Source organism: Alcaligenes sp. DN25 (assembly GCF_023674485.1).
GTDB classification, from domain to species: Bacteria; Pseudomonadota; Gammaproteobacteria; order Burkholderiales; family Burkholderiaceae_B; genus Alcaligenes; species Alcaligenes phenolicus.
The window spans coordinates 2,388,877-2,402,416 of the sequence record NZ_CP098408.1 but is presented as its reverse complement, the minus strand read 5'-3'; the positions used below and the strand labels follow the sequence as shown (position 1 = coordinate 2,402,416).

The following is a 13,540-nucleotide window of genomic DNA, read 5'->3' as shown; positions in this document are numbered from 1 at the left end:
ACCAAGTATCTAGTGAGAGACAGCAGCAATACCGACTGCAGTTTCAGCGCGGACCTGTTGGGCGTCAAAGCCATCCCGGTCTTCGCTGGCGCGGCTGCTGCTGTCCAGTTTCGATACAAAGTAAATCATGAAGAATGCCAAAGGCATGGAAATCAGGGTGGGGAAGTCGTAAGGGAATACGGCTTCGGAAAAGCCCAGAATGCGGACCCAGACGGCTGGCGACAGAATCACCAGGCCCAGGGCCACAAGCAGGCCGCTCAAACCGCCATAAATGGCACCACGAGTGGTCATGCCGCGCCAGTACATGGACATCAGCAAGACCGGGAAGTTGGCCGAGGCGGCAATACTGAAGGCCAGGGCAACCAGGAACGCCACGTTCTGGTCACGGAACAGCAGGCCCAGGAAAATAGCGACAATGCCAATGCCGATCGAGGCCAGACGGTTGACGCGCATGGCTTGCGAGGGTGTGACATCGTCGCGGCGGATGACTTTGGCGTACAGGTCATGTGCAACTGCCGAGGCACCGGCCAGGGTCAAACCACTGACCACGGCCAGAATCGTGGCAAAGGACACGGCGGCCAGCAAACCAAACAGCAGGTTGCCACCCAAAGCCGTTGCCAGGTGCATGATGGGCATGTTCGAGCCGCCCAGCACCATGCCGCCTACCTTGCCGTCCACATAGAACTCGGGGTAGTTGGGCAGGATGGCCATGGCAGCCAGACCCAGGAAGCAGATCACCACAAAGAAGACGCCCATCAAACCCGTTGCGACGAAGACCGATTTACGGGCAGCGCGTGCATCAGGCACGGTGAAGAAACGCATCATGATGTGAGGCAGACCGGCAATACCAAACACCAGTGACACCGCCAGAGACAGGCCCGAGAACGGATCAGCCATCAGCTTCCAGGGGCCTTTCATGGCCGCGCCAGCCTGGTGGTGTTCGGCCGCCGCACTGACCAGGGCGGAAAAGTCGAAGTTGAAGTAGTACAGGGCCAGGCCAGCCATCAAGAAGCCATTACCCATCATCAAGATAGCCTTGATGATTTGTACCCAGGTGGTTGCCACCATGCCACCCACCACGACGTACACCATCATGAGCAAGCCCACGGCCACCACGGCATAGGTGTAGTCGATGCCAAACAGCAGTTGCACCAGTTGTCCTGCGCCGACCATTTGCACGATCAGGTAGAACAGCACCACGGTCAGCGAGCTGATCGCGGTAAAGATGCGAGTGCTGCGTTCATCCAGGCGGTACGAGACGATGTCGCTCAGGGTGTAGCGGCCCAGATTGCGCAAGCGCTCGGCAATCAGAAACATGATGACCGGCCAGCCCATGAAGGCGCAGACCGCATACAACAGCGAGTCAAAGCCGTTGGTAAAGGCCAGGGACGAAATACCCAGCAAGGTGGCGGCGGACATGTAGTCACCCACAATGGCCAGCCCATTTTGCGTGCCGGTAATGCCACCCCCGGCGGTGTAAAAGTCCGAGCTGGAACGAGTGCGCGACGAGGCCCAGTAGGTGATGCCCAGGGTCACGACCACAAAGGCGGCAAAAATCAGAATCGCTTGTGTATTCATGGGCGCACCTTTGCCAGTACACGTTCGCAAAGCGGATCAAAGCGCGTGTTGGCGACGTGGATATACACGCCTGTTAATAACCAGGACACAAGAATCAGTCCTACCCCGTACACCATGCCGCTGTTGACAGCTCCTCCACTGCCCAGGTCATGGGTTAGAACGCCGGGCCAAAAAATGGCCGTCACGATAAACAGGCCGGTCAGCCCCAGGCAGATGCCGGCGCAGGCAAATGCCAGACGCCGACGCTGCGACTTGAGTTGCTCATATTCCTGTAGCCCGGCTAGTTGCCGGCTTAACTCTTGATGCGACAGCATGGTTTTGTCTCCGTATTGTTGTGATTACTGCCCATGTCCGCCTGGCCGATATTATTTGGTCGGCTTCACTTTATGAGCTTTCTTATTAACAAACTCCCCCAAGCGTTCCTGCACGTCCCGCCCGGTTTGAACTACTGCTGCCATCAAGCCCTCGGCAAAGAGGCCATCGGTGGCAGACATATCGGCAATGCGGCTGATCGAGCTGACAATGGCGTAGTTCGACAAGATGGCATTGCCTGCAATGCGCTGGGCCAGTTCCAGGCTCAGCTCATAGGCTGTTTTGGGGTTGGCTTCGTTGTTGCACACGTAGTGCGCCAGCCCCAGTCGCTCTCCTTCCACGGCATCGAGCACGCGGCCTGTCAGCATCAGTTCGATCATGCGGTTGGGAGAAATGATTTTTGCGGTGCGAACGGTCGCGCCACCGCCGGTAAAGATGCCGCGTGTACCTTCAGGCAGGGCAAAGAAGGTGCTGCTGTCGGCCACGCGAATGTGCGCTGCGCTAGCCAGTTCCAGGCCCCCACCCACGACCGCGCCTTGCAGGCAGGCAATGACGGGGATGCCGCCGTGTTCGATCTTGTCAAAAGCACGGTGCCAGCTTTGGCAGACGCGCAGAAAATCCACGGCGCCGCGTTCCTTGTCATGGTGTTCTTTCAGATCCAGGCCCGCGCAGAAATGGTCGCCTTCTGCCTTCATCAGAATGACCCGGATGTGCTCGGGAATATTGGAGAAGTACGCATCAATTTCAGCAATGGCATCTTCATCCAGGGCGTTGCGCTTGTGCGCCTTGTTCAGCGTGACAATTCCGATGTTGTCCAACTCGGTGGTGAGCAGGAAAGGGGCGGCCATAAAAAACTCCTTGTGTTACGTAAATGCGAGGGCAGTGGTGCAAATCAGCTGGGGTCGGTTTGATCCGCCAGCATTTTGCGCAGTGCCATTTTTTGAATCTTTCCAGTTGCCGTCATCGGCATCTGGTCGATGAAAATTACTTTGTCGGGTACGGACCAGCGGGTGACGCGATCCTGATAGCGCTCCAGCATGTGGGCCTCGTCCAGCTCAGCGCCTTCGCGTGGCACCACGAACAGCACGGGGCGTTCGCCCCATTTGTCGTCGGCCTGGGCGATGCAGGCAGCCAGCTCAACCAAAGGCTCTTCCATGGCGATGTTCTCAATCTCGATCGAGGAGATCCATTCGCCACCGGACTTGATTACATCCTTGCTGCGGTCGGTAATGTAGACGTAGCCATCGGCGTCGATGGAGCCTACGTCGCCCGTGCGGAACCAGCCGTTTTCACTGGCCAGATCGGGTTTGCCGTAATAGCGGTCCAAGATCCAGTTGCCCTGGATCAGCAGGTGGCCACTGCTCTTGCCGTCGCGTGGCAAGGTATTGCCTTCGTCGTCAACAGTTTTCAGGCGTGCGCCGAACAGGGCACGGCCTTGCGAGGCCAGCACGTGCTGCTTCTGGGCTTCGGGCAGATCGCTGTGTTTGGGTAGCAATTGGCAAACAGTGCCCAGCGGCGAGGTCTCCGTCATGCCCCAGGCGTGGCGCACGGTAATGCCGTAGCCCGCCCAGGCGGCAATCATGTTGGGTGGGCAAGCGGAACCGCCGATCAGGATGCGGCTCAGGGTAGTGAATTGCTTGCCATTGGCTTTGGCATAGTCCAGCACGGTTTTCCAGATGGTGGGTACACCGGCGGACAAGGTGACGCCAGCGCGTTCGCAGAGGGAGTAAATGCGCTCTCCCTGCAAATTTGCACCGGGCAGAACAATTTTGGCTCCGGACATCAGGCCGGAGTAAGGCAGGCCCCAGGCATTGACGTGAAACATGGGGACCAAAGGCATGACGGCGTCAGCGCTGGCAATGCACAGTGCGTTCGGGTGGGCCGAGGCGTAGGCATGCAAGAGGGTGGAGCGATGGGTGTACAGGGCACCTTTGGGATCACCCGTTGTGCCGGAGGTGTAGCACAGGCCGCTGGCAGTATTTTCATCAAACACAGGCCACTCAAAGCCCGTGCTGTCATTGCCCAGCCAGCTTTCGTATTCATCGGCCAAGGGGCCCTGAGCCTGGCTGCCCATGCGTACCCACTGCTTGACGGTGGGGCATTGGCCGCGCAGATAGCTGACCATTTCTTCAAAATGTTCGTCGTAGAACATCACCGTGTCTTGAGCATCATTGATGATGAAGGCAATTTGCTCGCGCGTCAGACGCGGGTTCACGGTGTGACAGATCAGACCGATGCCCGAAGTGGCGTAGTAAATTTCCAGATGGCGGTAGGTGTTCCATGCCAAAGTTGCCACGCGTTCGCCGGGCTGCAGGCCTTCTCGGCGCAGTCCCAGAGCCAGATCCTGAACCCGGTGGGCAAATTCAAGATAGCTGTAGCGATGAAGCTCGCCATTATCCAAAGCGGTAACAATCTCCTGCTCAGGGTTATTCTCTACGGCGTGGGTGAGAATTGAACTGATGAGCAAGGGCATATGCATCATATTTCCAGTGCCTAACATGGTGATGTCTCCTTGTATTATGTGTGTCAGCATAGGATGGTTTAGCACCTTACCCAATAGCGAATACTGACGTCGAATATGCAAAAAGTGACAATCTTTGAGAGGTCATAGGAAATGAATGCTTTGCCCGGCACGCTCCCGGTGCCCGTTGATGCAGCCCATACGGCCACCGTGGCGCTGGATCTGGTTCAGGACTGGTTTCATAGCCTGCGCACCAGCTATTCCGAACATGTGCTGGATCATTGCCTGAAGCAGGCGGGCATCGTGAAAGATTTTATTGATCGGCCCGGCGCTCGTTTGACGCGTGATCAACTGGTGCGCCTGTATCAGGAAAGCGCCAGGAAAACGGGCGATGAGATGATGGGTTTCTGGACTCGGCCCATACGCGCCGGGGCCTTGAAATACATTGTGCGCACCGTGCGGGACGCGCCATCCATCAATGTGGCCTTGTACCGTTTCACCCAGTTCTGGAATCTGCTGCTGGATGATTTCAGCCTGAATCTGATACGCACGGATAAAGAGTTGGGCATTGAGCTGGTGCCGCGTTATCCCACCGCCTATGTGCATCGTTTCGGCCATGCACTGATGCTGAAGCTGACGCACGGTATTGTGTCCTGGCTGATGGGGCGCGAGGTGCCGGTGCAGCAAGTGGCCTTTGCATTTCCCAGACCGGCTTTTGCGGCGGACTATTCGGTGCTGTTTCCCGCTTCAGTCAGTTTTGATGCGCCGTGCTCGCATATCTTGTTTGGCGTGGAGTTGGGGCAGGTACGGCCACAACGCACTCAGGTTGAGGCCAGAGCCTTTCTGGAGCGTGCGCCGCGTGACTGGATTTTTACCTCCTATCACGAGCATGCCTTGCGCCTCAAAGTGCGGGAAATCTTGCATACCGACCTAGGCTACACCTTGCAGGATGTGTCCGGCAAATTGCATATGTCGGCGCGCACGCTGATACGCAGGCTGCAAGATGAAGGCCTGTCGTTTCAGGGGATCAAGGATGAGCTGCGCCGAGATTTGGCGATTTTCAAATTGCTGCGCAAAGATATGTCGCTGGCTGAAATTGCTTACGCATTGAAGTTCAGTTCGCCAGCGACATTTCACCGGGCTTTCCGCCATTGGACGGGCATGACGCCCGGTGTGTATCGCGCCGCCCAGCAGGAGCTGGCCTGAAGGGCGGTTCAGCCAAGCGGGCTGTGTGGTCCGGGTTTACTTGCGTTCGCCGCCCAGGACTTCGACCAGATCGCTGATCATCTTGGCCAGCTCGGAGGTCATCAAGGTCATGTCAGCGTCAAAGATTTCGTCATCGTTGACGGCCGTCACATCTTGTTTTTCAGTCAGGATGTCCAGTGGGGCCACGCGTTTGACGTCCAGCGCATCGGTCAGCACAAAGCTGATGCGATCCGCCCAGGTCATGGCCAAACGGGTGCATTGCTTGCCGGCTTCAACGTGCTTGCGCACTTCGTCAATGTCGGCGCTTTGCTTTACGTAGCGCACGGCGGCACCGCTATCGCCGGTGGAGCGCAGTTCCGTGTCCTGGTCCACAGTAAAGTTGGCCAGTTGCTCTTCGTCCACCAGCCAGGAGGTCATGGCGGCACCGGGTGATTGCTCGGTATACAGAGGCTGCACGGGGAAAGGTTCCACGCTCTTGGCCAGCAGGCCCAGAACTTCGTCGCTCTTGGCGGTAGCCGCGGCATCAATAGCCAGCCAGTGGTTGCGGGTATCCAGCCAGACGCGGGTGTCGCGCGAGACGGCGAAGGCACGAGGCATCAAGTCCACAATGACTTGTTCCTTGATTTCCTTCATTTGCTTGCGGCCAGGTTTGTAGCCTTGCTGCTCTTCGATATCACGAGCCTTCTCACGAGCGACTTGGTTGATCACTGTGGTGGGCAGCAGCTTCTTTTCGGCGCGCAGAGCGATCAGGTACTGACCGTTAACTTCGTGCACCAGAGCACTGTTCTCGCGTGGGCTGACCCAGCCCAGGCTTAGCGGTTCCTGGCTGGAACCAGGGGTGAAGCTGTGTTTGGAAAGGGCTTCTTCCAGCTCTTCGGCGGAACATACCCAGTCGGGGGAGAGGCGATAGATGCGTAGATTCTTAAACCACATGGATACGAAGATAAATAAACAGAAGAAAAAGGGCGGGCGTAAAGCCCGAGGCAATGTTCGATTGTACGCGCAGATCTTCCTGTGCCGCCCCGCCATTTACGGACCCTTGCATTTGCTTGACAGAGCGCGGGAAATGGCCGGTGCAACGCGTTTTTTGCCTGGACTGGCTAACGATTGATGTCGTTATGGCGGGTTTCCCGCACAAAGGGCGCACCAATCGCAACCGTCACCAGACAGATCAGAATCGGGTACCACAAACCATCGTAAATATTGCCAGTGACGGCAATCATGGCAAAGGACAGGGTGGGCAAAAAACCCCCGAACCAGCCATTGCCAATGTGATAAGGCAGGCTCATGGAGGTGTAGCGGATGCGGATCGGGAACATCTCCACCAGCATGGCCGCAATGGGGCCGTAGACCGCGGTTACCAGCCCCACCAGATAGGTCAGCAGAACCACCAGCATCACTTTATTGATCTGCTCCGGGTCTGCGCCGTCCGGGTAGCCGTACTGGCGCATGGTCTGAGTCAACTCATTGCGCAACTCTTGCGAGTGACGGGCAAAATCGGCGCGGCTCAGATGTCCGCCTTCAAAACCATCGATCACATGATCGCCAATGCGTACCTGGGCCACCTGACCGGGTGAACCCTTGACGTTGTTGTAGCTGACCGCGTGGCTGGCCATGTAGGACTTCACGATATCGCAAGAGCTGGTGAAGGTGTGGCTGCCCACCGGATTGAACTGGAAGGAGCAACTGGCCGGGTCGGTAATAACAGTGACGGGCGCGTTGCGCTGCGCCTGGACCAAAGCGGGGTTGGCAAAATAGGCCAGGCCCTGGAAGACCGGGTAGTAGGTCAGGGCGGCCAGCAAACAGCCCGTCAGGATGATGGGCTTGCGCCCGATTTGATCCGACAGCCAGCCAAAAAAGATAAATAGCGGGGTGGCCAGTAGCAGTGAAATTACCATCAAGGTTTGCGCCAAGGTGGCATGCAAACCCAGCATTTGGGTGATGAAGAACAAGGCGTAGAACTGCCCCGTGTACCAGACCACGCCTTGGCCGGCCGTCAGGCCGAACAGTGCCAGCAAGGCGATGCGCAGATTCGCCCAGCGCCCGAAGGATTCGGTAATGGGCGAGGTCGACAGCGTGCCTTCTTCCTTGATGTGCTGGAAGGCAGGTGACTCTTTCAGGTTCATCCGTATCCAGACGGAAATCGCCAGCAGCAGCACGGAAATCAGAAAGGGAATGCGCCAGCCCCAAACCACAAATGCTTCTTCCCCGACCAGACTGCGTATGCCCATGATGACCAGCAGGGACAGCAGCAAACCCACGGATGCGGTGGTCTGAATCCAGCTGGTGTAAAAACCGCGACGGTGCTGGGGCGCGTACTCAGCCACATAGGTGGCGGCACCGCCGTATTCGCCACCCATGGCCAGGCCTTGCAGCAGACGCAGGACGATCAGCATGATGGGGGCGGCAATCCCGATGGCTTCATAGCTCGGTAGTACGCCGACCAAAAAGGTGGACAGTCCCATCAGCAAGATGGTGATCAGAAAGGTGTACTTGCGGCCCACGCGGTCGCCAATACGACCAAAGAGCAAGGCTCCAAAGGGGCGTACGGCAAAACCGGCGGCAAAGGCCAACAAGGCAAAGATAAAGCCGGCTGTCGGATTAACGGCGGAAAAGAAGTGTTGCGCCAGAATGGCGGCCATGGAGCCGTACAGATAGAAGTCGTACCACTCGAACATGGTGCCCAGGGCGGAGGCAAAAATAACTTTGCGACCCTGGGTGTCCAGCTTATTCTTGGCTTTCGGGAAGGTTGCACTGGTGATTGTCTGGGGCATGTGCTCAGGCTCTCCAAGGCAAAGACAGTGGGAAACTGACGCGTAAGCGCAGGCCGCTTTCCTGGCCCCCAGTCAGTGGCATGAAGTCGATGGAGGCGCCGTGAATGTCGGCAATCTCCCGCACAATGGCCAGCCCCAGGCCACTACCGTCTGCCTGGTTGCCCATGATGCGATAAAAACGATCAAAAATTCGTGCTTTATGTTCCGTGGGAATGCCGGGGCCGTTGTCCTCGATTTCCAACCAGCCCTTGCCTTGAGTCTGGCCGGTACGCATGGTGATCCAGCCGCCAGCAGGGGTGTAGATCAGGGCGTTATCCAGCAAATTGTTGATCAGCTCATCGAGCAGGACCGGATCCGCTTGCAAGAGGATAGCCTTGGCAGTGTTTTCCAGCCCCAGATCCAGCCCCAGTTTCAAGGCATCGGGCACACGCTGGCCTACATGCAATTCAGTCAGCGTATTCAGGTCCAGGGTTTGTTTGGTAGGGGCGTACAGGACATCGCTGCTTTCGGCACGGGCCAAGGCCAACATTTGGGTGACCAGGCGCGTGGCCCGGTCGATGCCGCGTACCAGTTGTTGCAAGCTGGCTTCGGTCTGCCTGGGGTCGCGCTCGCGCAGGGCCAGTTCGGCTTGGGTGCGTATCCCCGCCAGCGGCGTTTTCAACTGGTGGGCCGCATTGGCCACAAACTGCCTTTGGGTGGCTGAAAATTGTGCCTGCTGGGCCAGGAGTCCATTCATGGCATCAATCAGCGGCACAATTTCGGCAGGTGCCTGCTCTTGATCTACCGGCGATAAATCACCGGGAGCACGAGCACGCAAGCGCGCTTGCAGCAGGTTCAGCGGCTCCAGGCCATGTGTCAGCCCCAGGCCCGCCAGCATGGCCGCCAGCGGTACCAGAATGAATTGTGGTGTCAGCATCCCGATCAGAATTTCTCTGTGTAGCACCGCTCTATGTTCATTGGTTTCGGCAGCAACCGCCAGAAAGGGCATGTCGTTTTTGTCCTTGCCCCCCCAGACATAGGCCAGCCGCAGGCTTTGATCGTCCAGAATAACGTCCCGGTAGCGCAGCAGGTCGGTGTCATACCCCCAACTGTCGGGAACCGGCAAATTCGCGTTGCCAGCCAGTGGCTCGCCATTGGCATCGCGGATTTGCCATAGCGTAGGGGTCGGGCTTTCCTGACGCAAAATTGTCTGTGCCCCGTGCGATAAATGGATGGGCTGGCTCAGATCCTGATGGCTGATTTCCACTCGTAACAAGTCCAGGTGATCGCGCAAGGTGCGGTCGTAAGGGGAGTTCGCAATGTGCTGGGCGATGAAGTAGGTAATGACAATGCCTACCGTCCACAGCAAAAACAAAGGCCCGAAAATCCAGATCATGATCTTGTGAATGAGCGGGCGTGGTGCGACACGCTTGCCTTTGGCAGGCGCAGCCTTGTTGCTGGTTGGGGGCGTAGCGTGCTGCATGGACGATCCTTTAGGCTGGAGCGTCTTCTCGCAATTTTTCCGGTTCCAGACAGTATCCCAGACCACGCACGGTCAGGATGCGTACGCCGCTAGGCTCCAGTTTTTTGCGCAGGCGGTGGATATAGACCTCGATGGCGTTAGGGGTGACTTCCTCACCCCACTCACAGAGCAGATCCACAAACTGGTTCTTGCTGATCATGCGGCCGCTGCGCGACAGGAAAATCTCCAGCAAGCTGGTTTCACGCGCCGACAGCTCCAGGGGCTGATTGTCTATATAAGCCATGCGACCTTTCAGGTCGAAGCTTAGTCGTTTGTGATGCAGCAAGGCGCTGCTGGTGCCGGTGCTGCGACGCGTCAGGGCGCGTACACGGGCTTCCAGTTCGGTCAGGGCAAAGGGTTTGGACATATAGTCGTCCGCGCCCAGGTCCAGACCGCGCACACGCTGTTCGACCGTATCGCTGGCAGTCAGGATCAGAACGGGGAGGGTGTCCTGGCGTTGGCGGATTGACTGCAGCACCGACAGGCCGGGCTTTTTGGGCAGGTCCAGGTCCAGGATCAGAAGGTCAAAGCTTTGCAGCTGCAAGGCCGAGTCGGCGCTATCGCCATCGTGCACGACATCAACCGCATAGCCTTCGTAGCGTAAGGAGCGAGAAAGTCCATCCGCGAGAATACTGTCGTCTTCAGCTATTAGTATGCGCATGACCCTACACAAACAGATGATTGAGTGGCTGTTCGGCATTGTTGCACAAGGCTGTAAGGCTGGTCAGTAGGGGATAACGATGCCGGCTAGTTAATTTATTTGAATATCTGTGTATATATACAGTATAATTTGATGCAATAATTAGGTTTGATTTTTAATTGCCGTGCCCGTCCGTTGGGGCGCCATTCCACAGTCAAGGATTTTTCATGGACGATAAAAACAGCAAAGCAGTGGCCTCGGAACGTTCCAAAGCGCTGGCCGCCGCTCTGTCGCAAATCGAAAAGCAGTTCGGCAAGGGCTCGATCATGCGTTATGGCGACGACAACGTCGAGCATGACATCCAGGTGGTCTCCACGGGTTCCTTGGGTCTGGACATTGCTTTGGGCGTCGGTGGTCTGCCACGTGGTCGCGTTATTGAAATTTACGGTCCGGAATCTTCGGGTAAAACCACGCTGACCCTGCAAGTGATTGCAGAGATGCAAAAGCTCAAAGGCACATGTGCCTTTATTGACGCCGAACACGCGCTGGACGTGCAATACGCTCAAAAACTGGGCGTGAATCTGGGTGATCTGTTGATCTCCCAGCCTGATACCGGCGAGCAGGCTCTGGAAATTACCGAAGCCCTGGTGCGTTCGGGTTCGGTAGACCTGATTGTTATCGACTCGGTGGCCGCCTTGACTCCCAAGGCTGAAATCGAAGGCGATATGGGCGATTCCTTGCCCGGTCTGCAGGCCCGTCTGATGAGCCAGGCCCTGCGTAAATTGACGGCTACCATCAAACGCGCTAACTGCATGGTCATCTTCATTAACCAGATCCGTATGAAGATTGGCGTCATGTTCGGCAACCCTGAAACCACCACGGGTGGTAACGCGCTGAAGTTTTACTCCTCCGTGCGTCTGGATATTCGCCGTATCGGTTCCATCAAGCGTGGCGACGAAATGGTGGGTAACGAGACCCGCGTTAAAGTGGTCAAGAACAAGGTTGCGCCTCCTTTCAAGCAAACCGAATTCGACATCATGTATGGCAGCGGTATTTCCCGTGAAGGCGAGATTATCGATCTGGGCGTACAAACTGGCGTGGTCGACAAGGCAGGTGCCTGGTATAGCTACGACGGCAACCGCATTGGTCAGGGTAAGGACAATGTGCGCGAATTCCTGAAAGAGCGTCCCGAGTTGGCCCGCGAAATCGAAAACAAAGTGCGTGAAAAGCTGGGCGTTGCCCTGATGAGCGCTGCTGTCAGCCGTCCAGCCGCTGCTCCTGTGGTTGATCCGGCCGAGGGAGAAGTCTGATTTTTCCCCCAGAGTTCGATGACGAACCCTTTGAGACAGACCCGGAGGAAATCCGGGAACGTAAACAAGCTCAAAGGGAGCGCGTTGCTGCGCTTTCTGCCCGGCCCACTCGGGCGGGCAGAAACGTAGAAGATAGCTTGGGCGACAATGCTCCTGCTGCTGAAAAGAAAGCCCCGTCCAAACGGCCGGGGCTGTCTCTTAAAGCCAGAGCGTTGAATTTTTTATCCCGACGCGAATACTCGCGCCTGGAGTTGGGCCGCCGTCTGGCGCCCCATGCAGAAAGTGCTGAAGAAGTGGAGGCCTTGCTCGACGCCCTGGTCGAACAGAAATGGCTGTCCAACGAGCGCTTCGCACATAGTGTCGTCAATCGCCGTGCCTCGCGTGTGGGCACCCGAGTCATTCTGCAAGAACTGCGCCAGCATGGCGTGGATGTGGAACAGACCGAAATTATCAAAGAAGAGTTGATGGCGACCGAGCTGGAACGGGCCAAGCAAGTATGGGGCAAGAAATTCAGTGCGCCGCCCGATGACCCCCGCAGTTACGCCAAGCAATATCGCTTCATGGCCAGCCGAGGCTTCTCGGGCCGTATCTTGCAGCAGATTCTGGGTGATTGGGAAGACGATCCGGCTTGAATAAGCCATCTGCAATGCTTCGTTTTGCTGTGTTTCTTGCTTGTCTGCTGCCGCCATCAAAAAACGTGGCCTCGTTCAAGTTGGCATGAGCCCGCCCGCCTGTACTTTTCCTCTATTTACATAGTGCTTGCAACAGAGTTTTGCCATGCCATTGCTAAATGGCTCAAGACTGCGCCGCCACGATTCCTTGCAGGCTTTTGAAGCAGGTCTCTCGTGCCTGTGCCAAAAAGGCCTGCACATAGTCCGCTTGTAAATCCTCACTACGTACCGTGGCGTATAGCGTGCGCCAGATACCGTGCTCTCCCAAACGGCAAGTGCGAATCGAGGCCGGGTTCAGGAACTCCGTCAACGCCCAGTTCGGCAAAGCTGTCACACCGCGCTGGCTGGCAACCAGTTGCACGATCATGGGCGTTAGCTCGGCCTGCCGAATCGCAGCGGGCTCCACATCGGCTGGCGTCAGGAACTGCGTAAAAATATCCAGACGATTGCGTTCTACCGGGTAGGTAATCAGAACCTGATCGGTCAATTGGAAAGGTTCTACATAGCGGTACTGCGACAAGGGGTGCTGGTTGGAGACAGCCAGCACCAGCTCGTAGCGGAACAGGGGTTCGTAATGGACAGCCGGATTGTCCTGCGGGTCCGAGGTGATCACCACATCCAGATCCCCGCGCATCAAGGCGGGCAAGGGCGCAAAGGAAAAAGCCGCGCTCAAGTCCAGCGTGACGTCAGGCCATTGCTGCCTGAATGCGTCCAGTGCTGGCATCAGCCATTGAAAGCAGGAGTGGCAATCAATGGCCACATGCAGGCGTCCCGTGCGTCCGGCGGCCAGTCTTTGCAAATCGCGCTCGGTGGCGCGTACACGCGGCAGGATGTCATCGGCCAGCGTCAGAATACGCAGAGCGGCGGTGGTCAGGCGGGCAGGGCGGGTGCGGCGGTTCAGCAATTGCACTTGAAGCCGCACTTCCAGGTCGCGAAGCTGGTGCGAGAGGGCGGACTGCGTAACATGCAGGCGCTCGGCGGCTTCTTGCAAGCTGCCGCTGTCGCGGATGGCGCTCAGGGTTTCGAGATGGCGGATTTCAAGCATGTTGAGGAAAATTCATAATTAGCATGGTGTATTTGATTTTTT

At 57.1% G+C, this 13,540-nt stretch carries 12 protein-coding genes; 3 read left to right on the top strand and 9 right to left on the bottom strand.

The features are described 5' to 3' along the window. Nucleotides 1–9: 9 nt before the first annotated feature. From actP to NBV64_RS11220, 4 genes are read right to left on the bottom strand one after another with little or no spacing between them, the layout of a single operon-like run. A complete protein-coding gene (actP, locus tag NBV64_RS11235) occupies nt 10–1,578 on the bottom strand; it encodes a cation/acetate symporter ActP (protein WP_250755818.1) in 1,569 nt (522 codons plus the stop codon). Beyond that, a complete protein-coding gene (locus NBV64_RS11230; protein WP_009461765.1) occupies nt 1,575–1,892 on the bottom strand; it encodes a DUF485 domain-containing protein in 318 nt (105 codons plus the stop codon). Before NBV64_RS11230 ends, actP begins: the two co-directional genes overlap by 4 nt. Before the next feature lie 51 nt (nt 1,893–1,943). Further along, nucleotides 1,944–2,738: a crotonase/enoyl-CoA hydratase family protein gene (locus NBV64_RS11225; RefSeq protein WP_009461766.1), complete on the bottom strand. Its 795-nt coding sequence runs from the start codon at nt 2,736–2,738 to the stop codon at nt 1,944–1,946. Nucleotides 2,739–2,782: 44 nt separating this feature from the next. Further along, complete coding sequence (locus NBV64_RS11220; RefSeq protein WP_250755817.1) at nt 2,783–4,390, bottom strand: long-chain-fatty-acid--CoA ligase; 1,608 nt, start codon at nt 4,388–4,390, stop codon at nt 2,783–2,785. A gap of 114 nt (nt 4,391–4,504) precedes the next feature. Between NBV64_RS11220 and NBV64_RS11215 the strand changes: the two genes are divergently transcribed. After that, the gene (locus NBV64_RS11215) at nt 4,505–5,557 is read left to right on the top strand and encodes an AraC family transcriptional regulator (RefSeq protein ID WP_009461767.1); all 1,053 of its coding nucleotides are present in this window, start codon (nt 4,505–4,507) and stop codon (nt 5,555–5,557) included. Between the two features lie 36 nt (nt 5,558–5,593). On the opposite strand, the gene NBV64_RS11210 is transcribed toward NBV64_RS11215, so the two are convergent. From NBV64_RS11210 to NBV64_RS11195, 4 genes are all read right to left on the bottom strand, one after another. Then, nucleotides 5,594–6,490: a recombination-associated protein RdgC gene (locus NBV64_RS11210; protein WP_009461768.1), complete on the bottom strand. Its 897-nt coding sequence runs from the start codon at nt 6,488–6,490 to the stop codon at nt 5,594–5,596. Nucleotides 6,491–6,657: 167 nt separating this feature from the next. Beyond that, nucleotides 6,658–8,331, bottom strand: a complete 1,674-nt coding sequence (locus NBV64_RS11205; RefSeq protein WP_035272847.1) for an MFS transporter — start codon at nt 8,329–8,331, stop codon at nt 6,658–6,660. A 4-nt stretch (nt 8,332–8,335) separates the two neighbouring features. Further along, nucleotides 8,336–9,793 carry a sensor histidine kinase gene (locus NBV64_RS11200; protein WP_250755816.1) on the bottom strand — a complete coding sequence of 486 codons (1,458 nt, stop codon included), beginning with the start codon at nt 9,791–9,793 and terminating at the stop codon, nt 8,336–8,338. Nucleotides 9,794–9,803: 10 nt separating this feature from the next. Next, complete coding sequence (locus tag NBV64_RS11195) at nt 9,804–10,493, bottom strand: response regulator transcription factor (protein ID WP_003799515.1); 690 nt, start codon at nt 10,491–10,493, stop codon at nt 9,804–9,806. A gap of 206 nt (nt 10,494–10,699) precedes the next feature. On the opposite strand from NBV64_RS11195, the gene recA reads away from it, so the two are divergent. Further along, nucleotides 10,700–11,782: a recombinase RecA gene (gene recA, locus NBV64_RS11190; protein ID WP_021446515.1), complete on the top strand. Its 1,083-nt coding sequence runs from the start codon at nt 10,700–10,702 to the stop codon at nt 11,780–11,782. A gap of 137 nt (nt 11,783–11,919) precedes the next feature. Then, nucleotides 11,920–12,414 (top strand): recombination regulator RecX, encoded by a 495-nt coding sequence (gene recX, locus NBV64_RS11185; RefSeq protein ID WP_274984778.1) that lies wholly within the window; start codon nt 11,920–11,922, stop codon nt 12,412–12,414. 163 nt (nt 12,415–12,577) lie between these two features. On the opposite strand, the gene NBV64_RS11180 is transcribed toward recX, so the two are convergent. Continuing rightward, nucleotides 12,578–13,498 carry a LysR family transcriptional regulator gene (locus NBV64_RS11180; RefSeq protein WP_026483398.1) on the bottom strand — a complete coding sequence of 307 codons (921 nt, stop codon included), beginning with the start codon at nt 13,496–13,498 and terminating at the stop codon, nt 12,578–12,580. Between the last annotated feature and the right edge of the window lie 42 nt (nt 13,499–13,540).